A 22205-nucleotide genomic window follows, 5' to 3' on the forward strand; every position below is an offset into this window, starting at 1 on the left:
ATGAAAAGAAGAAGTATTGTTTTTTTGACCCTCTTTTTTTTCGCCTTTTTTGAGATATCTCTCGCGAATTCCTTCAATGACAGCATTTTTTCAGCACCATTTCACATGGATGCCAGACTTTTAGTCTTTAAAGGAAAAATGAATGGCAGAGAGGTAAATTTTGCATTTGACACTGGAGCTGCACAGGGTCTAGCCGGAAGTAACATTCAGGAGAAGGGGGCTATTTCCAAAAAAGGAAAAAAACTCACCATGCAGGATGCGAATAAAAACAAAAAAAAGGTTAGAACGGCCATCACTGAAATAGTAGAACTGGGCCCTCTTGAAATTCGAAATGTGAGTAGTCTTTTAGTTGATATGCCTTATTTGGTTTGCCACGACTACTACCTTTTGGGTTCGAACTTGATTAGACAATTAAACTGGCAAATAGATTTCGAAAACAAGATGATTTATGCATCCAAGTCGCCCTTTCCGGTCGATGAGAGCTGGCAAAGCTTTGATGTAATTTATAGGAATAACAGGCCCTACCTTGATTTCAGTTTTGATAGTCTTGAATATCAAAACATCCTCGTTGACTTTGGTTTCGCAGGCACTGTGGATCTTGACAACAAAAAAAGTATTGTTCAGGACTTTTTGAAACAAAAGAACATCGAGGCTAAAGATAATCCTAGTATCAGCATGAGTATTGGTGCGATCAGCCAACAAATTGCACCTGCATTTACCATAATCATAGATAGTTTAAAGATAGGTAATCATGTGTATACCCAAATTCCCCTGAATTTTGAATATCCAACTACAGAAAAAATAGGTGTTTCATTTTTCTCAACATTAACTTCCCAAACCGTCATCAACAATTCAGAATCTACTTATTACCTAAAATTAAAAAATGAAACTCCTTCATTTCGAGACCCTAATCATCTTAGTTTCAGTTTTGAAAAAGGAAAATTTCTTATTTCCGGAAAGTCTATTGGGCTAAGTCCAGAAGATGCCTTGGTAGAAATCGGGGAAGAGGTAGCATTGGTCAATGGAATTTCGTCCATGGATTTTGAAGATAATTGTCAGTTCATCAGATGGTATTATGGGCTCAATTTTGACCAAGTCACCATCACCAAACTGAACGGTCAAGAAGTAATTTTTACCAGGATTCCATTAAACTAATGAAAGCAGCTGTCAGATATGAATACTGTTCGCCTTCCGAGTTGAAAATCGCAGAACTCCCCGAACCCGAACCTCAACCAAAGGAAATCCAAGTGAAGGTGATGACTTGTACAGTAAACCGAACAGATATGGCGGTTTTAACGGGTTGGCCCTGGATCATGAGGCTTTTTGTCGGCTATCCTAAACCCAAGCGAGCTACCCCAGGGACTGACTTTGTGGGTGAAATCACGCAGATAGGGTCCGAAGTAAAAGAATACGCTGTTGGAGATAGAGTTTGGGGTTTTATAGACAATGGCTGTGGAAGTCATGGAGAATACTTTTGTACTTCTTCCTTCGAAAACCTACGAAAAGTATCCAAAAACATAGATCAAATTCAAGCAGGTGCCTCTATTGAAGGTGTGCACTATGCATATAACTTTCTCAATAAAATTAATTTGAAAGAAGGTGATCAGGTTTTGGTAATTGGTGGGACCGGTGCAATAGGATCAGCTGCCATTCAAATTTTAAAGTCCCGAAATATCCATGTAACTGCAGTAAGCCTAGGAAATGTCGAAAAAGTGGCTCAATTAGGAGCCGATCAAGTGATTGATGGATTACTAGATGACTTTACAGGAATCAAGCAACAATTCGATGCCGTACTCGATGCCGTAGGAAAAAGCCGTTTTAAAATTTGTAAGCCCTTACTTAAAAAAAATGGCACTTACCTTTCTTCTGAATTGGGACACAATTGGGAGAACCCATTTTTATCTTTGTCAACCTCATTTTTTTCCAGCAAAAAAGTCAAATTCCCCATCCCCCTCAACGTGAATAAAAGCTTAATTCAAATTGAAGAGCTTTTACTTGAAGACAAATTCAAGCCTTTGATTGATCGAGTAGTCAGTCTCGAACAACTTCCAGAAGCCTATACTTATGTGGGTTCCGGGAAAAAGTTAGGGAACGTGATTCTTTCCTATTTGAATAAGGATTTTGGTCTCCAATAACCTTCCTAATCATTGATATTTATCAGTTTGTTCACTGACACTCGTCATGAGTGTTTTGAAGAAATTATTGGAGATTTAAGTGTTAAATAAATGATCCACCAGTAAACAACAGAAACCATGGGCGCACTAACTAAAGACAGAGGTTTTTGGCCAAAAATGGTTCAAGACTTCTTCGGGGCTGAAGACCCCTTCCATATGAACAATAAGTTTTGGTTTACAGATAAATCTGTGGAGGTTCCATCTGCTAACGTCATCGAAAGTGAAAAGGAATTTAAGCTAGAGTTGTCAGCACCTGGATTTGATAAAAAGGACTTCAAAATCGAAGTCGAAGAGGGAATTCTTAACATATCAGCCGAAAAAGAGATGAAAATGGAGGAAGAAAAAGAGAACTATCGTAAGAGAGAATTCTCCTACTCCAGCATCCATAGGGCCTTTGCCCTTCCGGAAAATGTCAAAGATGAACAAATCGATGCCAAGTACGAAAAGGGGATTTTGAAAATAGTCCTACCCAAAGTAAAATCAGTTGAAAATAAACCCAAAAAAGCAATCGAAGTCGGCTAAACAGGCTTCAGATTACATCAGGATTATTTTTTAGTAATTGGTTTGAATTGGGACCCCGACCTTCTGGTCGGGGTTTTATTTTTTATGTCAATGGTATTGCCTATCTGCCTAGAAATTGAAAAATTACAAAAAGCCCCATATTTCATGAAAGCACTATCTCTATTTACACTCGTAATTTTTATTTTCTCCTGTAGTTCCGAGGAGAAAGTTTCCCTCACTCAGCTTCAGGACAAGGTTGAAGTCATCCGGGATAAAAATGGGATCAATCACATCTTTGCTCAAAATGAAGCAGATCTATTCTTCATGCAAGGCTATTTAGCGGCCAAAGACCGATTGTTTCAATTTGAAATATGGAGAAGGCAGGCCACAGGTACTCTTGCTGAAATTTTGGGAGAAAGAGAGTTGGAGCGCGATAGAGGAGTTCGCCTTTTTAAATTCAGAGGAGATAAAGAAACAGAACTCCGGCATTACCATCCCCGCGGAGTGGAGATTGTCGATGCCTTCGTCGCAGGAATCAACGCTTATATTGATGAAGCCAACTCCAATCCTGAACTTCTCCCAATAGAATTTCAAATGCTGGGAATTCAACCCCAGCCTTGGACTTGGGAAGTTGTGATTTCCAGACATCAGGGATTGTTGGAAAATGTCAGCGATGAACTCAACATCAGTCGGGTGGTAAGTTTGATTGGTTCAGATGAAGCAAAGAAACTCTATTACTTTCATCCCAATGAACCTAATCTGGAAATTGACCCCGGAATACCCGAAGAATTGTTGTTTAAGGATATTCTAGCGCCTTATAGGGCATTCAGAACCCGTGTGGAATTTCTGCCAGAGGATATTTCTCCCGAATATCGAGGAGAGCAAAAGGAAGTAAAAGAAGCTTTAGCTGCTCTTCAGGAGGAACTCAAAACCACTTTGGAAGCAGATGCCTTTGCTCAAGGTTCCAATAATTGGGTTTTAAGTGGTAAAAAAACAGCAAGTGGCTTCCCCTACATGGCAAATGACCCTCACCGCTTACAGGCAGCCCCATCTTTGAGATATTGGGTTCACCTGAGCGCTCCCGGATGGAATGTAGTAGGTGGTGGTGAACCTGTGATTCCCGGGGTTTCGATAGGCCATAATGAACATGGAGCTTGGGGTTTGACAATTTTTTCCACAGACAACGAAGATCTCCGGGTATATGATATCAACCCTGAAAATCCGCTTCAGTATAGATTTAAGGGAGAATGGTTAACCATGTCTCAAATTCAGGACACGATTTTGGTGAAAGGTCAATCTCCTCAACTAGTTAACCATAATTACACGATTCATGGCCCGGTCACTTTTATCGATGAGGATTTGATTAAAGCGGTAGCAGTTCAATGCGCATGGTTGGAACCCGGTTCGGCTCCCTATTTAGCAAGCCTAAAAATGGATCAATCTCAAAATTGGGATGAGTTTAGAGACGCCTGTACATACAATAATATTCCTGCAGAGAATATGGTTTGGGCCGATAAGGAAGGAAATATAGGTTGGCAAGCTACAGGAATAGCACCTGTCCGTAGAGGGTTCTCCGGTTTAGTGGCTACGATGGGAGATGGCAGATATGAATGGGATGGCTATTTACCTATTGCTGACCGTCCTCATGACTATAATCCAGAGTCAGGTTTCATCGCCACAGCAAACCAGAATGTGGCCCCTGAAAATTACCCCTTTCCAGAAGCTTTGGGCTTTGAATGGGCTGACAATTTTAGAGGAGAAAGAATCAAGGAAGTTTTGTCCCAAGACAAAAAATTCACTTTGGTAGAAATAGGAGCTCTGCAAAATGATTATCTCTCCCTTCCTGCGAGACAATTGCTGCCTTATCTAACAGATCTTTATTTTGAAAATGAAAAAGTCGATTCCTTGCGCAAAGCATTGCTTAGCTGGGACTTTAATTTAAATCCAGAATCAATAGAGGCGGGAATTTATGTAATGTGGGAAAGAATCTTGAGAAAAAAAGCATTGGAGCTCGCTGCCCCGGATGAAGTTCGTGACTTAATAGGTAGTATTCCAATGACTCGCGTAATTCAATGGGTTGAGAGTCCTGAAATACTATTTTCAACTCAAGCCAAATCCCAGAGGGATCAGTGGCTCACCAACTCATTCGAGGAAGCGATCGACGCATTGGAGAAAAAACTAGGAGCCAATCCTTCCAACTGGCAATATGGCCAAAAGGACTACAAACACGCCCTGATTCATCATCCTTTAGGAAGAGTGGTAAATCAGGAATGGCAATCCAAATTAAATGTCGGCCCTCTTCCCCGTGGAGGCTACAGCTATACACCTGGTGCCAATGCCTATGGAGATAACAATACTTCAGGAGCATCTTTCAGAATTTTGGTAGATACTGAAAACTGGGAAAGAACCCTAGGAATTAATACCCCAGGACAGTCTGGAGATCCAGAAAGCTCATTTTATAAAAACTTGTTTTCTATCTGGGCAAAAGATGAATTCGTTAGTGTTCCTTTTATGAAAAAATCTGTTGAAAATTCTGCTCATTCAAAACAGGTTTTCGGACCAAAAAAAGAGTGATCAATTTGAAGATTGGTCACTCTTGAATTCTAAAAAGAAGACATTACATCCCTTCCTGCTCTATTAAATAAACTAAAGCTGTCATCGCGGCAGCACCAAGCTCCAATTCACGCTGATCCACTACCTCAAATACATCAGCGGCAGTATGATGGTAATTGAAATACCTTTGAGAATCAGGATGCAGACCGATTAAAATGGGGCCTTGATCTCTCAAAGGACCTATATCCGCTCCTCCACCTGGCACATCAAACTTCCAGATATTGTAAGGAGTAAATAAGTCCCTCCATGAAGCCAACTTGGATCGCTGAACCTCTGTTCCGCTGGATGAGAAACCTAAAGGAATAAACCCTCCCGCATCAGATTCAATGGCAGCTATATGCTTTTCACCTTTGGCTTTGGCTACTTTAGCGTACTCCTGACCACCTCTCAAACCGTTTTCCTCATTCATCCACATTACAGCCCTGAGAGTCCTCTTTGGCTTCCATCCCATTTCTTTGTAAATCCTCAAAACTTCTATGGCTTGCATGCATCCAGCACCATCATCATGAGCTCCTTCTCCAACATCCCAAGAATCCAAATGGCCTCCTACAGCAATGATTTCTTCAGGCTTTTCAGAACCCCTGATTTCCCCAATGACATTGTAGGAAAGAACTTCTTCTTTCATCATTGAATTATTCTGAAGGTAGACTTTCAAATCTTTCTGGCCCTTCAGTAAACTACTCAATAGCTCAGCGTCTTTAGTACTAATAGCCAGAGCTGGGATTTCTGGATAATCTGGATTATATCGTTGATTTCCAGTGTGCGGAAAATCATCCACTCGATTGGTCAAAGATCTTACCAAAACTGCTACAGCTCCATATTTTGCCGCCTCAGCTGCACCCGAGCCTCTTTGTCCATTTGCTCCACCATAAGCCTGAAAAGTATTGATTAAAGTGGGATCCATGGGCTGATTGAAAAACACAATTTTCCCTTTTACCTGCTCTCCCAATTTTCGAAGTCCTTCTATTCCGTAAACCTCCACTACTTCCCCTACCAGACCATTGGGCCCTGTTCCCCTGCTATTTCCCAAAGCCAACACATTCAAATCTACAGCTCCTAATTTGGAGGAGTTCAAAACTTTCGCTTGCTCTTTTCCGCCCCTCACCCAATGAGGAACCATCACGGGCTGCAAGTAAACGGTATCAAACCCATACGACTCCATCAATTGCTTGGTATACTCTACGGCTGCAGCAGCTTGAGGTGAACCTGAAATTCTATTCCCTATTTCTTTACAGAGGTACCTTAAATTTTCATAAGTCTCTCCTTCAGTCAATTCATAGTTGAAGATTTTTTGAATGTTTTCAGAATGATTCTGAGCTTTTAGAATTAGTGGGCAAAGAAAAAGAAGAAATAGTATTTTTTTCATGGTATATCAATTTTGCCTAAAACTGAAAAATCTAATGCAATTTGAAAAGCTATCCACATAATTCTCCATGAATCTTTCAAATTAAAATTTGGAAAGCATTACTAACTTCCAATAAATATTTCAAAATACTGATTCTCATCACAGTAATATACCGAATGCACAATTTCTATTTTTTCAAAATGAGATAATAGAGATACTTACACTTAAATTGCCCAACAACTCTCAACCTGAATTCAAAACCTTATGAATTTCAATCACATCAAAAACCTGAGCTTATCACTCTTATTGATTTCACTTATTTTCTCCTGTGGACCCAAAGAAGATCCCAGCATCAAGCCGGATGACAATCGTTTTTCCAAGGTTGTTTTGACAGAAGGCATGGATGAGCCTATGGAAATAACATTCCTACCCGGTAATCGAGTCCTTTTTGTAGAAAGAAAAGGAGGGGTCAAAATTTTTGATGAGAACACCAAGGAAGTAACTCTGGTAGCGACTATACCGGTAAATACAAAATACACCAACAAAGAAGGACGCGTAAGGGAAGCTGAAGAAGGATTAATGGGCGTAATCGCACATCCTGACTATGCTCAAAACAATTGGATTTACATGTACTATGCAGATCCAGATGAACCCAAACACGTATTGGCAAGATGGGAGCTGAAAGGAAATGAACTGGTAGAATCCAGTAAAAAGATTGTTCTCGAAGTCCCAACCCAAAGAGAAGAATGCTGTCATACCGGTGGAGGGATGGTTTTTGATGAAGAAGGAAATCTGTTTCTTACCGTAGGAAACAATACAGTCAACCCTAGAGAAGGATCTTCCAATTTGGATGAGCGCCCTGGTATGGAGAGCTCCGATGATCAGCGTGCACCTGGAAACACCAATGATCTTAGAGGAAAGATTTTGAGAATTCATCCTGAGGACGATGGAAGCTACACTATTCCAGAAGGAAACTTATTTCCTCAGGGAACAGAAAAAACCAGACCTGAAATCTATACCATGGGACATAGAAACCCATGGAGACCTACTTTGGATAGTAAAACAGGATACCTCTATTGGGGTGAAGTCGGCCCGGATGCATCAGTGGATTCCATTTGGGGCCCCAAAGGATATGATGAGTTCAATCAGGCCAAAGGTCCTGGATTTTTTGGTTGGCCCTATTTTATTGGAAATAACTTCCCCTACAACCGCCACGATCATGAAGCCGGTACTTATGGTGCTCCCTATGACGTGAATAAACCTGTCAATGAATCAGTGAATAATACTGGATTGAGAGAATTACCAACTCCTGTAATTCCTGCCATGATTTACTACCCATATGGCGTTTCAGAAGAATTCCCTATGCTAGGGAGCTCAGGTAGATCTGCCACAGGGGGGCCAGTATTTAGAAAGGCTGATTTTGCAAGTAATGCTCCATTTGTATTCCCTGCCTATTATGAAGGAAAGTGGTTGATCGTGGACTTTATGAGAGGCTGGATCATGGCTGTGACCATGGATGAAAATGGCGATTACCAAAGCATGGAGCGCTTTTTACCGAATGAAAATTTCAGCTCTGCAATCGATATGGACTTTGGTCCGGATGGTGCATTGTATGTCTTGGAATATGGTAGTGCCTGGTTTAGAGGAAATGCGAATTCCCGTCTTATAAAAATTGAATACAATGCAGGGAATAGAAAACCAAACGTCACTGCTTCTGCAGACCGTCTCGCTGGCGCTGTTCCTCTGACTGTTAATTTCAGCTCAGAAGGAACCAATGATTATGATGATTACGACTTAAATCAGTTGGCTTACCAATGGACTATCAGTTCTGAGGGCAAAGTTCTGGAAAGTTTTAACAGACCTAACCCTTCATTTACTTTCGATCAAGCTGGAGTTTATGAAATCGAATTAGTGGTAACAGACACTAAAGGAGCCCAAAACAGTCAAAAACTGGAGGTTGTAGCAGGAAATGATATTCCGGAAGTGAAAATTTCCATGAATGGCATCAACCAATCCTTCTGGTTTGGAGAAAAAGAATTAGACTACCAAGTAAGTGTAAAAGACTTGGAAGATGGAGATACTCAATCAGGAGAAATTAAAGAAGCCGAAGTGGCCATTACTTTTGATTATGTACCAGAAGGCTTTGATCCAATTGAAATAGCTTCTAAACAAAGTGGTGCTGAAACTTTGGCTTCATTGACTATTGGAAAAAACCTCATTGAAGGAAGCGATTGTAAATCCTGTCATCAATACAAGGAGACTTCCATAGGTCCTAGCTATGAAGCAGTGGCTGCCAAGTATCCTAATTCTCCTGATAACACAAATTATTTGGTAGGTAAAATTATCAATGGTGGAGCTGGAGTATGGGGAGAACATGCCATGAGCGCACATCCGCAATTGAGTGAGGCAGATGCCAAGAGAATGGTGGATTTCATCCTAAGTATGGATGATGCGCAAGCTACGGTGGCTTCCCTTCCTTTAAATGGAAAAGTACAACCCATGATCCCTGAGGGCGATAATGGACAAGGAGGATTCTTACTGAGAGCAGCCTATACAGATAAAGGATCTTCCAAAGCACCTCCGTTATCTTCGGTTGACTATGTGGCTTTGCGAAACCCTTACCTTGACCCTCAATTATCGGTAGAAAGAAAGGGCGTTCAACTATTGACTACGCCAAGAGTAAGCTTCTTGATGGCTGGGGATAATTCTTCTTTTGCCTTGGATAATATTGATCTCACAGGTATCACCCAAATCGATCTTCATGTCAGTGTGAGTACCAGAAATGGAGCAGCTGGCGGAATAGTAGAAGTCAGACTCGGCTCAGCAAACGGAGAGCTTCTGGGTACTTCCAATAAAGTTGGAGTCAAAGAAATGGGATTCCGTCCACCGGAAGGAGTTGATCCTATCGTTTGGAGAAGGGAAAATGCTAATCGTGCCCAGGTGAGCATTAAACCAACGTCAGGTAAACAAAAGCTTTATTTCGTCTTCAAAAACCCTGAGGTGAAAGGAGAAGAAATTTTGATGGGAATTAATGAAATCCAGTTCATCAAATAAGGCTGCAAGTCCAAAAAAATAAAAAATCAGACAATTTTCTGAATTCATTAAACCAACAAGAGAAAAAAGAGTCTAACAAGAATCAAATCCTAAAAACCATAATTCATGAAAAGTATCATTGCCATCATTTTAAGCTTAGCAGTATTTTTCACAACAGAAAAAAATACTGCCCCTGCCACTGTCAACAAATCTGAGAGTTCAGTCATGTGGAAAGCCGCCAAAGTAACCGGAGAACATTGGGGCTATGTTCCGATAGCGGATGCAACCTTAGACTATTCCAACGGGAAAATCACAGGAGGATCCTTTGAAATGGACATGGTCAACTTAACTGTAGAAGACCTTACCGATCCAAAATCCAAAGGTAATCTGACCAATCACCTAAAATCAGATGATTTTTTCTCAGTGGAGAAGTTCAATACTGCCTCTTTTAAAATCACTGATGCAAAAAGTAGTAATGGAAGAGATTACGTGATTTCCGGAAACTTGACCATCAAGGGGATCTCACAACCCATTAGTTTCCCAGCTAAAGTGTCAACCTCAGGAAATAAACTAACGGCTGAAGGTGATATCACTTTTGACAGAACAAAATTTGATATCAAATTCAGATCAGGAAATTACTTTGAAAACCTGGCTGATAAGTTGATTTATGACGATGTCAACCTAAAAGTAAAACTAGTAGCTAGTATCTGATTACCACAATTGAAATAAAGTTTAAGGCCTGAGATTTCTCGGGCCTTTTTTCGTTGAACCTGAATCAGCATGCGCTTCTAGAGGAATTAGAATCCCTGCCAATTTTTTGATTAAATTGATGCGAACAATAATCCCTGCATCATGAAAAACTTACTCTTTACTTTCGCCTTATTACTTCCTATTCTTTCATTTTCACAAAATCAGACCAAACCCTTCCTTAATCTGGAAGATGCTCTAAAAATCACAGAAGCTGCTCAGGCAAAAGCCCAATCTGAAGGCTGGAATGTTGTGATAGTCATATTAGATGATGGAGGCAACTTGATTTCTCTGAGGCGTATGGATGGGGTCCAGGTTGGAAGTATTGAAGTCGCTCAAGCAAAAGCCAAAAGCGCCGTGTATTTCAAGCGTCCAACCAAGGTTTTTGAAGACTTGATGAAGGCAGAGGGCGGAAGCAGAATAGCTACCTTACCCAATGCAGTAGGCATTGAAGGAGGATTACCGATTTTTAAAGATGGCTTTTGCATAGGTGCCATTGGAATATCAGGAGTGACTTCGGCCCAAGATGGCATCATTGCAGCAGCCGGATTAGCTTCTATTGGGCAATAGCTATTTAAATATCAAACTTCACAGTAATAAGCGCATACCTAGGTTGAACCAGATACGAAAAGGTACTGATCAGATTTTCTGAAAAGCTATCTCTTCTAATTGATCGGGTGTCCAAAATATTCCAAACTGAGAGCTTCAATTCCCAAGGACTTTTAGGACCTTGATAACTTAGAAAAGCATTGAGAAAATCAAAATCGCTCTGAGTTTGCGAAACCTTGTTCAAATACGTGTTATAAGTATAATCCGCATTCAATTTCAAGCCCTTATAAATATCAAGGTCTATTTCCACTTTAGGACTATGGGTGATAAATGTGTTCTCTATTGGTCCGGAATTGTAAATGTTAGAGGTAAAAGAATAAGCCAAATCAACCTCCAAAACCTTGAAAAAAGTACTGGTCAATCGTGTATCATAAGTCTGAGAAAACTGCTGGTTCCTGACAGGGGAATCATTCAACAATAAATTCGTGCTGAAAGAATTCCATTTTCCACCTACCTCAAATTTGAGTTTGTTCAAAGATTTATCAACCCTGATATCTCCATTCAAACTTTCATTGACAGGAGTCGCATTGACTAAACTCAGTAATCTATTTATTCCTGCAAAGTCGGTATTGGTAATGATATCATCCCTTTTCCGGATATAATTCAGGTTGCCGAAAACACTCAGCCCACTGAAAAAATCATAGTGGGAATAATTCAGATTATGAGTTGTAAATAGGCCATTTTCCAAAATTCGGTTTCCCTGAAAAAGTGCATTATAATCCTGAAGCACAAAGCCTCTAGCTAATTTCTGGATATCCATAAAATTCGCCTCAGTCAGATATCTGTAGGTTAAGGATTTATTGGAGCGAATATTCCATTTGGCATACATTGAAGGAAGCAGTAATAGCTTGTTGAAATTTTGTTCATTATCTAACTGCAAGTCTCTCCAAGCATACTGGTGTAGATTAAGCGTGGGACTTATAACCCATTTATTCCATTTAGTTTTCCAAGTCATCCCTACATACCGGTCCTGAAGTCCAAACTCATTTTCATTTTCAAAATCAGAAAAAGTCTGCTCGGAGCCAACCTGCTCCAATTGGCCAATCAGATTTTGAGAGAAATTCTGATAGCCTAAAGTCCAGTTCAAATGATTGGTTGGATTCAGGATATAATAGTAATTGAAAGCAGCCTCCCAAGTATTTGTGGTGATTTCCTGAGACTGAAGCAACCTGTAAGTTTCTGCATCTGCAATTGGATATAAGCCCTGCAGAGGTTTGAGATTGGTGTTCAAATCAAAAAGTGGATCAGAAAACTTACTTTCCCAATTGAGTTCAGTTGAAAACACATGACGTTCACTAGGAGCATGATACCACTCTAACTTTTGCTGCAAAGCATAGGGTGTTCGGGTATTACGCGAGTCAATTCTTTGATTGATTTCTCCAAAATTTGAATTCAAGTCATTTGAGTTGCTTATTTCGGAGAGTTTTCCGAATAAACTGTACTTCAGATAAGTTTCCTCTTTCGGAGTGTAGGTCAATGCATACTTCGCCAATCCGGATTTGTTTTCAACAAAGCTTTCAGAGTTCAATTGCTCTTGGGTATCCTCGCCAGAATTCAGGTAGGTTCTTAGTGAATTGCTTCCCAGTTGATTGGCTGAAGTCGATGCTATCAAAAATCCCGAATGCCTCCATTTTTTGCTTGGGGAGTAGTTTAGATTCAATGCTCCTAGCGTACTTTGTAGGTCAAAAGCATTGGTTCTATTTGCTAAAGGAATCCCCAAATCTTCTGAATTTAGCTGAACTCTTGAACCAGATCTGGAACTCAAACCAGAAAGTCCTCCACTAAACCTAAAATAATCCTGCAATGTGAAAGACTGTTCCCCTACATTATTACTTCCTCCTATCAAATTCACATTTAATTTCGGAGCGTAATAAAAGGCATTTACATGTCCTAGATATCTTTCCTCCGGTCCTGCTCCTCCGGTCAAGTCTCCGAAAACAAGATTTTTCTTTCCCTCCTTCAATTGGATATTCAAAGCCAAAGTTTCATTGGTATCCAAGCCTCTGATAGGTGATACTTCATTGAAATTTTTCAGCACCTGAACTCGGTCGACTGCATTGGCTGATAAATTCTTAGTTGCCAATTTGGTGTCACCATCAAAAAAAGTCTTCCCATCCACCAAGACCTTGTCTACCTTTTTGCCTTGCACCTTTACCTCCCCGTTTTCATCCACTTGGAAACCCGGAAGTTTTTCCAGTACATGCTCTAACTTTCGTTCTGAACCTGTGGTGAAAGCATCTGTTTTATAGGTCAAGGTATCTCCCTTCATAGTCACTGGAAGCTCAGACACCACCTCCACTACACCCAATTCTGTATCTGCCTGCTGAAGTGTCACATTGAGTGGTTTTTCCGAATCCCATTCACTGATGGTTGATTCAAATTGAACGTAACCTACAAAAGAGACTCTCAAGAGATAGCTAGGACCTTCGGCAAGCGTAATTTTGAACCTTCCCTCAGCATTGGTAATTCCAAAGCCGCCGATTTTTTGAGTGCTCTGATTAATAGCCACAACATTCGCATAAGGTATGGGTCGATTCAGCGAGTCCAGTACTTGCCCAATAAGGGGTTTGCTTTGACCATATGCTGAGAGGGCCAATCCAATGAAAAAGGCTAAAAGGAGTAATCTTTTAGAAAAAAGCATTTTGGTTAAGTATGATGTATAAAATCAGAAAGCTGGATGAGTTTAGTTAGAAGGTACTCTAAAGTGTCACATCTTATTTCTAGCCTCTAGTGTCTCGCATCTAGAATCTTGCTTCTCAAATCAATTCCCAATCCGTATCGTAAACCGATTACCATCTCCAGGTTTACCCTGATATCGATTCATCATTTGCTTCATACTTTCCTCTTGCATAGCTCTAAACTCTTCCCTATTGACTTCTTTTCCTCTTTTGGGAATCTGAATTTCTACTGGTTCTTTGGAGGGATTCAATTCAATTTTTTCACAAATAAGCGTTCTCCCCTCACTCTGTAATTCCAAAATAAGTCCTGGCAGACCAAAATAATTTTCGGGACCATGTGGAACGGGGATTTCCGGAGTAAACCAAGCAACTACCTGAATCGTGTCTTTCACAGATTCCATTTCAGTCATTCCAGTGGAAAATCTCTGTGAGTCAATGATTCGAGCGTAAATAGCTTTTTGAGCTTGGTAATTTCCTATTTTTTTTGATTCTCCAGTCAACTCCCATTCTACTGGTTCAAGATTATCTTTGATCAATAAATCTTTCCCCATCATTTCCTGCTCTTGAATGTAAGTTTGCTCTGCCAGGTTTTTATAAAGTACACGATCCTGACTTCCAGTATTAATCATAATTTGCATTCCGCCAGAAGATGCAGTAGCTGGTCCGCCTCCCAAACTTTCTACTTGCTTCCAGTTTGATTCGGTTGGAGTGAAAGACAATACATAGTCTCTTTCCATTTGTTTCTTCAATTGAGCTTGGATTTCTGCTATTTGCTCAGGGTTCATTTTAGTGGAATCCATGGATAATTTTATCTGGGAACTGGATTTGTAAAAAGCCCTTCCTGTTAGGCCTTGGGCCAGTGCTAAGTTTCCCAGTAAAAAGAAAGAAAAGAATGCCGTGAATAGTAATGATTTGGTTTTCATAGTTCTTTTTGTTTTGTTCACAAATCAAGAAATACTCTTAAAAACATTGAGTTAAGCACTGTTAACGAGTGTTAACAGTCATTTTTTAACTTTAATAATGCTTCTATTTTAGCACAGTGAAATCGAGTAAAACTACATTTCCACAATGGATTGGTATTCAAAATGCGAGATTCCATCTGGCATTTGAACAACAAATTCCTTTCAGATGAAAAAGTTACAATTCAAGCGCATAGGTTTTTTAATAGTCTTCACCTTACTGGTCAGCATTGGCATTCAGGTTTGGAGAAACTACAACCAGTTTCTGCTGATTCAAGAGCAGCTAGTGTCTGAAATCCAGCAAAGTTTGGACAATGCAGTGGAGAACTACTATGCCGAATTGGCGAAAACAGATGTCATTACCTTAACAGATATGAGATCTGAGGGTAAAAGCAGGACAGATTCTGGAAACGTCAAGCAACAGATTCAACATTTGAGAATCAAGAAGCTGGACACTTTGGGGAGCTTTTTAGACCGAGTCGGCCAGAGTAAAGAACTTTTTCAGGCTCTTGAGAATGTTGAGAAAGGAGGATTGGACTCATTCCTATGGAAGTCTTCCGACCAAAAAGACAGCTTGAATAATATTGTTTTACTAGACTCTGGCCGAAGTATGGGCATGGATAAAAAGAACGAGCTCAGGATTTTCATGGGAAAAAGTAATGCAGACAGTATCAACCGCCTGGAATTTCTGACTAGTAAAATCATCATTTCCATTACTAGAGATAGCTTAGATTTTGAAAAAATCAATGCCTATTTATTTGAAGAGTTGGACAGAAAAGGAATTGATATCAATTATCGATTAATTCATTTGACTGGAAATGAAAAAGAAGACAGCCTGCTTGTCTCTAACACTCCGAACATGCCTTTCAAGACGGTTTCAAGATCCACATTTCTTCCTCCGGGACAAAGTTTGGAGATGTACTTTGAAAATACTGCACTGACTGTTCTAAAAAGGGGAATGCTCGAAGTATTGACTTCCTTACTCTTTCTGGGAATCATTGGCTTTGCTTTTTATTATTTATACCAAACCATCAAAAACCAGAAAGAAATAGCAGAAATCAAGCAAGATCTGATTAGTAATATCACTCACGAATTCAAAACCCCTATTGCCACTACCCTTTCTGCCATTGAAGGGATTGAACAATTTAACCCAGCCAATGACCCTGAAAAGAACAAGCGCTATTTGGGAATATCTAAATCGCAAATGCACAAGCTCAATCAGATGGTCGAAAAATTATTAGAAACAGCCACCTTAGATACTGATCAGTTGATTGTAAAAAAAGAGGCAATCGACCCTGAGCCTTTATTGAGGCAATTGATCCAAAAATTTCAGACAATAGCTCCTGAAAAGAAAATTGACTTGATTTTGCCCGCACAACTTAAACCTATTTGGGCAGATGCTTTTCACTTTGAAAATGTGATCTCCAACCTTTTGGATAACGCTGTGAAATATGGAGGGAATGAGATTCTATTAGGCATTGATCAAAATGGCATGCATAAAATTCGAATTCACGACAATGGAGGAAATATCGCAGCAGACCAAAAAAACCGGATTTTTGAACAATTTTACAGGATACCGAAAGGAGATGTTCATGATGTGAAAGGTTTCGGGATAGGACTATATTATGTTCGGAAGATCCTGGAGAAGCATGAAGGAAAAATAGAACTATTAACGGGAAAAAATTCCACCACATTTATTACCTATTGGCCATGAGTAAAATCCAAGTACTATTAGCAGAAGATGAGCTGGCTTTAGGCATGATTATACAGGAAAGTCTGGAGAGTCGTGACTTCAAGGTTAGACTCTGCGAGGATGGACAAAAGGCTTGGGAAAGTTATCAATCCTCAAAACCGGATATTTTGATATTAGATGTGATGATGCCTAAAAAGGATGGGTTTTCTTTAGCGGAAGAAATTCGAAAAATTGATCCCTATACCCCGATTATTTTTTTGACCTCTAAAAGTCAGACTGAAGATGTGGTCAAAGGCTTTGGCTTAGGAGCCAATGACTATGTACGCAAACCCTTTAGTATGGAGGAATTAATTGTTCGAATCAAGGCTCATCTTGACAGACTGCGAACCCGACAAAATCAGAATGATTGGTTACCGATTGGTCAATATGAATTTCACCCAACCAAACAGATTCTCCGAATTAAAGATTCAGAATGCCCATTAACGGCCAGAGAAAGTCAACTTTTGCAAATGCTGTTGGAAAATGCCAATGACATTACCGACAGAACACTGATTTTGAATCAAATATGGGGATCTGACGATTTTTTTAATGCCCGCAGCATGGACGTATTTATCACCAAGCTCCGGAAAAAATTACAGGATGATCCCGAAATTCAAATTTTGAATATCAGAGGATATGGATTTAAGTTAGTTTGCTAAAACTTTTTGATTTATTCTACTCAACCTCATTCAGTTAATAATGACCTAAAGAATTTGCTTTTTTGAGGGACTAACTGTATTTTGAATAGAATAGCATTAATTATTTATTCACAGATTCATCTTTTCATTTACCATTTTCCAAACATCCATTTGTATCAAGTTTAGAAAAATTTTTAAATTTCTTGAGCTGATAAAAGAGGATAACAAATTGATTGAATTGAAGTTATATCGCAAATCTTATTCTTTCCTTAGAACGAATATCCTTTAAATTGATTCTTGTTTTCAAAAGAAAGATATTAAAGACTGTTTTTCTGCCTTACTCTTAGACCTATGCCTAATTCATTTATAGAGGACAATAAAGATCTTGAATTCCAAAAACAATTGTTGGAAGAATTGACCCATTCTGGAACATGGGAATTAAATCTTCAACAAAACAAATTGTCTTGGTCACAAGGTGTTTTTAAAATGCTTGGTTACGAACCAAACGAGTTTGAGGTAACTTTTGAGAAAGGACTTTCGGTAATTCACCCAGAAGATAGAGAGAGAGCAGTTGACCATATGAATGAGGTGCTCAACAAGTCCAAAGATTATAAAATTAAAAAAAGGCTTATAAAAAACGATGGAACTCATATTTGGGTAATTTCCAAAGCAAAATGGCTAAAAAATAATACCACAGGCGAAACAATTCTATCAGGTGCTTTTAGGGATATAACTGAAATTTTGTCTACCAAGAAAGAATTGGAGACAGTAGTAGAAACGAATCAGTCTCTCTATGAGAATTTGGATGGAATTTTTTGGGAGGCAGATGCACAAACATTTGAATTTTTATTTGTTAGTCCACAGGTTGAAAAAATCACAGGATTTACTCAGGAGGAGTGGCTTGCTGACCCCAAATTCTGGCAAAATCACATTTTTCTTGAAGACAGGGACAGTGCAATAAACCTATGTCACTTAGAAACTCAAAGGTTGAAAGACCATGCATTCGACTACAGATTCATTAAAAAAGATGGTGAATTAATTTGGTTGAATGACAGAGTGAAGGTGATTTCCGAAAATGGAAAAGCTGTGAAGCTTCAGGGATTGATGGTAGATATTACTAGAGAAAAAAATATCACGGCAGCCCTGCAGGAAGAGATAGCTCTAAACCAATCTTTCCTTCACAAATTACCCGGAATATTTTTTCTGTTTGACTTAAAAGGGAAAATCATTTTATGGAACCATAATATCGAATCAATCTCCGGTTATTCTGAGCAAGAGATTAGAGAAATGAAGCCGGATGATTTTTTTAAAAAAGAAGATCAGAAGCGAATTTTAGATGAGATTAAAAAGGTAGCGGAAGAAGATAGAAATGAAGTTCTAATGGAAATACAGGCCAAGGATGGCCGAAATATCCCAGTTCATTTTTCTGCATCTTTAATTCAATACCAAGGCAAACCATGCATTCTAGGGATTGGGCAAGATATCCGAGAATTGATAGAGTCTAAGAGGCTGATAGAGGAAAATATTGAGCGGTATGAACTGGTAACGAAAGCTACGAACGAAGCTATCTGGGACTATGATTTCAGAGAAGAAAGCTTACACTGTGGTGATGGCTTTTTCAAATTATTTGGGTATGAGCCATCTGAGATGTCTCTTGAAAAATTTATGGGTTTAATTCATCCCGACGACCAGGAAAGAGTTACAAAAAAAATCCAAGATTACTTGACTCCTGACTTGTCTAAAACCAATTGGCTGGATGAATTCAGGTTTAAAAAGAAAAATAATATTTACACCTATGTGGTCAGCAAGGCGATTTTCCTGAGAAATAAACAAGGCTATATCACCAGAATAGTAGGCTCTATTCAAGACATTTCCCATCAAAAAGAATACGAGCGATCCCTCAAAAGTTTGAATGAAAAACTGGAGCTTCATATACGGGAGTTAGCATTCTCTAATCAGGAACTTCAGCGTTTTGCCTTTATTGCATCTCATGATTTGCAAGAACCCCTGAGAATGATCTCTAGTTTCATGGGCTTACTGGAAAAAAGATACGGGGATAAATTAGACGAAAAGGCCTTAAAATACATTTCATTTGCTACAGAAGGAGCAAAGCAAATGCAGCGGATTATTTTGGATTTGTTGGAACATTCAAGGGTAGGCAGCCCTGACGAATCAAAGGTGAATCTTTCTATAGAAAAACTTGTCAAAGAAATTCAGCTTTACCTCAAAAAAATCATCCAGACTAAAGCGGCAAAAATCACATACGATCAGCTTCCTACAATCCAAACTTTCAAAACCCCTCTTTTTCAGATTTTGATGAATTTGATATCAAATTCAATTAAATATGCTCATCCTGAAAGAACTCCCGCGATTCACATTGATTGTAAGGAATTAAAAACCCATTGGCAGTTTTCGGTTTCAGATAATGGCATAGGAATATCTCCTGAGTATTATGAAAAGATATTTATCATTTTCGAAAGACTACACACAAAAGATAAATTTGAAGGAACCGGAATAGGATTGGCTATTGTCAAAAAAGCTGTAGAATATTTGGGAGGTGAGATTAAAGTCAAATCAGAGATAAATGTAGGGTCTACCTTCACATTCACATTCAAAAAATAAGGGGCAAAATTCTTATTGCCCCTTTTGTCCTCCTTAGCGAGAACAGATTAAATTTCTTCTGATTCATTTTTCTTTTCAATAGGCATTCTTGCCTTCGTATCAATTAACCATTGATCAAGCTTTGCCTGAAGTTCTTTTGCTATTTCCGACTCTTCATTGAAAAGATTATTTTTTTCCTCTCGATCATTAGTCAAATTATATAACTCATCCATCCCGGGCTCATAATAATGGATCAGTTTCCAATCTCCGGAGCGAATTATGGAATAAGGAATGACAGTAGTCTCCCGATAATGAGGAAAATGCCAAAACAAATCTCTTTCTTCTAGGTCTTCCTCACCAATAAGAAGACTCTTTAAACTCTTTCCTTCCAATTCTGAATCAATTTTATTTTGATTAAGAAAATCCAAAATAGTTGGAATCCAGTCCATCGTTATGATCGGGGCTTCAATTTCCTTTCCCTGAGGGATAATTCCCGGAAGACTGACTATGGTCGGAACTCGTATGCCTCCTTCGTAAGGAAAGCCTTTTTGAGACCTAAGGCCCAGATTTACGGTAATTGGCTTATCCGGATTTCCTATCAAACCTCCATTGTCCGAGGTAAAAATCAATAGCGTATTTTCTCTCAGTCCTTTCTCGTTTAAGTACTCCATCAACTTCCCGATATTGAAATCGAGATTTTCGATCAAGGCTGCATACTCTGGATTATTTTGAACTCCCTTTTCTTTTTCTTCATACTTAGACACCAATTCGGGAGGCCCCATGATGGGTGTATGAACTGCATAAGGAGCCCAATGCACAAAGAAAGGGCCTTCCTTATTTTCAATAAATTGGACCAATTCATCGCTTTCCCGGTCCGTCAAAAACTCCCCTTTTTCTCGAGGAGGTAGATTTTTCATTTCATAAAACTCTCTCGGCTGCGCAGCTTGATAAGGATCAAAATAACTTGGTGGCTGCCCTAAATCATTACCTCCTATATTCACATCAAATCCCTGATCTTCGGGATGGAAACCCTCTTCTCCAAGATGCCACTTTCCCAAGTGTAATGTTTGATATCCTAGTTTTTTCATCCGTTCAGCTATAGTCTCCTCCTCTAGTGGGAGATATCCCTGAATCTTGGGGGTTTTCAAAGGCCTTGCTTCAAACTCTTCATATTCTCCAAGTTCACCGGATGTAGAATAGCCTTGGAATTTTGCCCGAATCCAATCTGTAATCCCTAATCTTGCTGGATATTTTCCTGTCAAAAGTGCTGCTCTGGTGGGTGAACAAATCGCAGCTGCTGCATAGGAATTGGTAAATAGAGTCCCCTCCTGAGCAAGTCGATTTAAATTGGGTGTTTCATAAAAGTCAGAACCAAATGGCTGAATATCTGCCCAGCCTAAATCATCTACATGGATTAAAATAATATTGAGTGGCTTTTCCTCAGGTTTAGTGCATGAAATCAAAAAATTAAGGAAGACAAAAGCCCAAAATCCTTTACCATCCATACAATTAAAATACCGTTTTTCCATTTATCATACTTATAAAATCAATTCATAGAAATTCCCTAACCTTTTGGTTTAAGTAGCGTAAAAACGAACAAAGCTTTAATTGCTTAATTCGGTTAATTACACTCAAAGTCAGGGGATACGCAGGTGGGCCAAACTAGTTCCACCTGCCCTCTGCACCAAATCAATACCTGAGTCCTCTCAAATACTGAATACTTTTTGGCAGGTTTTGAAGTTCTTTTTCGCTCTCGTCCTCGATGAACATGTGCTTGATCCCAATCTTATTGGATTCTCTTAAAATACCGGGGATATCCAACTCACCAGTACCTAAAGGGACATCATTTTCATGGCCAGTTAAGCCGGTCATATCTTTCGGAGCTCCTTTTCGAAAGTCTTTTAAGTGCAGAGAAACCCATCGGTCTCCGTATTTTTTCAAAAGAGCAACAGGATCTCCTCCACCGAAATGCGTCCACATCACATCCATTTGAAGAGAGACATATGCTGGATTAGTATTTTCAACCAAATAATCGAAAAGAGTTCCTTTTCCATAAGGCTGAAATTCATAGCCATGCACATGATATTTAAATGTGATCCCATTCTCTTTAAGCACTTTTCCTCCCTCATTAAAAACTTTGATAGCTCTATCAGCATCTTCTTTGGAAAAAGCTCCTCTTTTATGGGGAATCCATGCACACATCACATACTTAGCTCCCAGTTCCTTTGCCTTGTCCGCGACAGCTTGAGGATCTGACTCCAAAGCTTCGAAGCCAGTTCCGGTAGAAGGAATGCTAATTCCTCTATCGGCCAACATTTTTTTGAAATCTGCAGGATCGACTCCTTGAGGAGCTCCGCCTTCATATTCTTTGAAACCCATACTCTGAATGATATCCAAAGTCTCGGGCACACCGTTTTTCCATTGGTTCCTAAAAGTATAAGAAGCTATACCCAAGGGAACTTGAAGCATAGGATCACCTTTCTTTTGAGCAGATGCCTTCGTTGGAATTAGATTCCAAGCCAAAGCAAGGAATAACAAGCTTATAATATTTTTCATAGGACTTAGGTTGAGATTT

General features: G+C 39.4%; 15 protein-coding genes. 10 read left to right on the plus strand and 5 right to left on the minus strand.

Translation table 11 applies throughout. From position 1 onward, the window contains the following. The 4 genes from B2906_RS10840 to B2906_RS10855 all read left to right on the plus strand — a co-directional run bounded on the left by B2906_RS10840 (position 1) and on the right by B2906_RS10855 (position 5249). Entirely contained in the window at positions 1 to 1155 is a 1155-nt protein-coding gene (locus tag B2906_RS10840; RefSeq protein ID WP_219957979.1) for a retroviral-like aspartic protease family protein, read from the plus strand. Further along, positions 1155 to 2135 (plus strand): NAD(P)-dependent alcohol dehydrogenase, encoded by a 981-nt coding sequence (locus B2906_RS10845; RefSeq protein WP_219957978.1) that lies wholly within the window; start codon positions 1155 to 1157, stop codon positions 2133 to 2135. The genes B2906_RS10840 and B2906_RS10845 overlap by 1 nt, the downstream gene beginning before the upstream one ends. 117 nt (positions 2136 to 2252) lie before the next feature. Continuing rightward, positions 2253 to 2696, plus strand: a complete 444-nt coding sequence (locus B2906_RS10850; RefSeq protein WP_245756425.1) for an Hsp20/alpha crystallin family protein — start codon at positions 2253 to 2255, stop codon at positions 2694 to 2696. Positions 2697 to 2840: 144 nt separating this feature from the next. Continuing rightward, positions 2841 to 5249, plus strand: coding sequence for a penicillin acylase family protein (locus tag B2906_RS10855; protein WP_219957977.1), 2409 nt, complete (start codon positions 2841 to 2843; stop codon positions 5247 to 5249). Between the two features lie 43 nt (positions 5250 to 5292). Here the strand turns inward: B2906_RS10855 and B2906_RS10860 are convergent, their stop codons facing one another. Continuing rightward, a complete protein-coding gene (locus tag B2906_RS10860) occupies positions 5293 to 6654 on the minus strand; it encodes a M20/M25/M40 family metallo-hydrolase (RefSeq protein ID WP_219957976.1) in 1362 nt (453 codons plus the stop codon). Between the two features lie 243 nt (positions 6655 to 6897). Between B2906_RS10860 and B2906_RS10865 the strand changes: the two genes are divergently transcribed. The 3 genes from B2906_RS10865 to B2906_RS10875 all read left to right on the plus strand — a co-directional run bounded on the left by B2906_RS10865 (position 6898) and on the right by B2906_RS10875 (position 10983). Further along, positions 6898 to 9687 (plus strand): PQQ-dependent sugar dehydrogenase, encoded by a 2790-nt coding sequence (locus B2906_RS10865; RefSeq protein ID WP_286939649.1) that lies wholly within the window; start codon positions 6898 to 6900, stop codon positions 9685 to 9687. Between the two features lie 105 nt (positions 9688 to 9792). Continuing rightward, entirely contained in the window at positions 9793 to 10377 is a 585-nt protein-coding gene (locus B2906_RS10870) for a YceI family protein (RefSeq protein WP_219957974.1), read from the plus strand. 141 nt (positions 10378 to 10518) lie between these two features. Beyond that, entirely contained in the window at positions 10519 to 10983 is a 465-nt protein-coding gene (locus B2906_RS10875) for a GlcG/HbpS family heme-binding protein (protein ID WP_219957973.1), read from the plus strand. Between the two features lie 4 nt (positions 10984 to 10987). Here B2906_RS10875 and B2906_RS10880 read toward each other — a convergent pair whose 3' ends face one another. Next, positions 10988 to 13663: a carboxypeptidase-like regulatory domain-containing protein gene (locus B2906_RS10880; protein WP_286939658.1), complete on the minus strand. Its 2676-nt coding sequence runs from the start codon at positions 13661 to 13663 to the stop codon at positions 10988 to 10990. 120 nt (positions 13664 to 13783) lie between these two features. Next, positions 13784 to 14623, minus strand: coding sequence for a GLPGLI family protein (locus B2906_RS10885; protein ID WP_219957971.1), 840 nt, complete (start codon positions 14621 to 14623; stop codon positions 13784 to 13786). Between the two features lie 205 nt (positions 14624 to 14828). On the opposite strand from B2906_RS10885, the gene B2906_RS10890 reads away from it, so the two are divergent. The 3 genes from B2906_RS10890 to B2906_RS10900 all read left to right on the plus strand — a co-directional run bounded on the left by B2906_RS10890 (position 14829) and on the right by B2906_RS10900 (position 19651). Beyond that, the gene (locus B2906_RS10890) at positions 14829 to 16373 is read left to right on the plus strand and encodes a sensor histidine kinase (RefSeq protein WP_219957970.1); all 1545 of its coding nucleotides are present in this window, start codon (positions 14829 to 14831) and stop codon (positions 16371 to 16373) included. Beyond that, entirely contained in the window at positions 16370 to 17050 is a 681-nt protein-coding gene (locus B2906_RS10895) for a response regulator transcription factor (RefSeq protein WP_091654848.1), read from the plus strand. The genes B2906_RS10890 and B2906_RS10895 overlap by 4 nt, the downstream gene beginning before the upstream one ends. Before the next feature lie 330 nt (positions 17051 to 17380). Next, a complete protein-coding gene (locus B2906_RS10900) occupies positions 17381 to 19651 on the plus strand; it encodes a PAS domain-containing sensor histidine kinase (RefSeq protein WP_286939659.1) in 2271 nt (756 codons plus the stop codon). Between the two features lie 47 nt (positions 19652 to 19698). Here the strand turns inward: B2906_RS10900 and B2906_RS10905 are convergent, their stop codons facing one another. Together B2906_RS10905 and B2906_RS10910 are read right to left on the minus strand one after the other, a co-directional pair. Beyond that, positions 19699 to 21135 (minus strand): sulfatase, encoded by a 1437-nt coding sequence (locus B2906_RS10905; protein ID WP_286939661.1) that lies wholly within the window; start codon positions 21133 to 21135, stop codon positions 19699 to 19701. Positions 21136 to 21319: 184 nt separating this feature from the next. Continuing rightward, positions 21320 to 22186, minus strand: coding sequence for a sugar phosphate isomerase/epimerase family protein (locus B2906_RS10910; RefSeq protein WP_219957967.1), 867 nt, complete (start codon positions 22184 to 22186; stop codon positions 21320 to 21322). Positions 22187 to 22205 lie beyond the last annotated feature (19 nt).

The sequence above is a fragment of the Algoriphagus sp. UBA3586 genome, from assembly GCF_002376385.1.
Classification (GTDB): domain Bacteria; phylum Bacteroidota; class Bacteroidia; order Cytophagales; family Cyclobacteriaceae; genus Algoriphagus; species Algoriphagus ornithinivorans.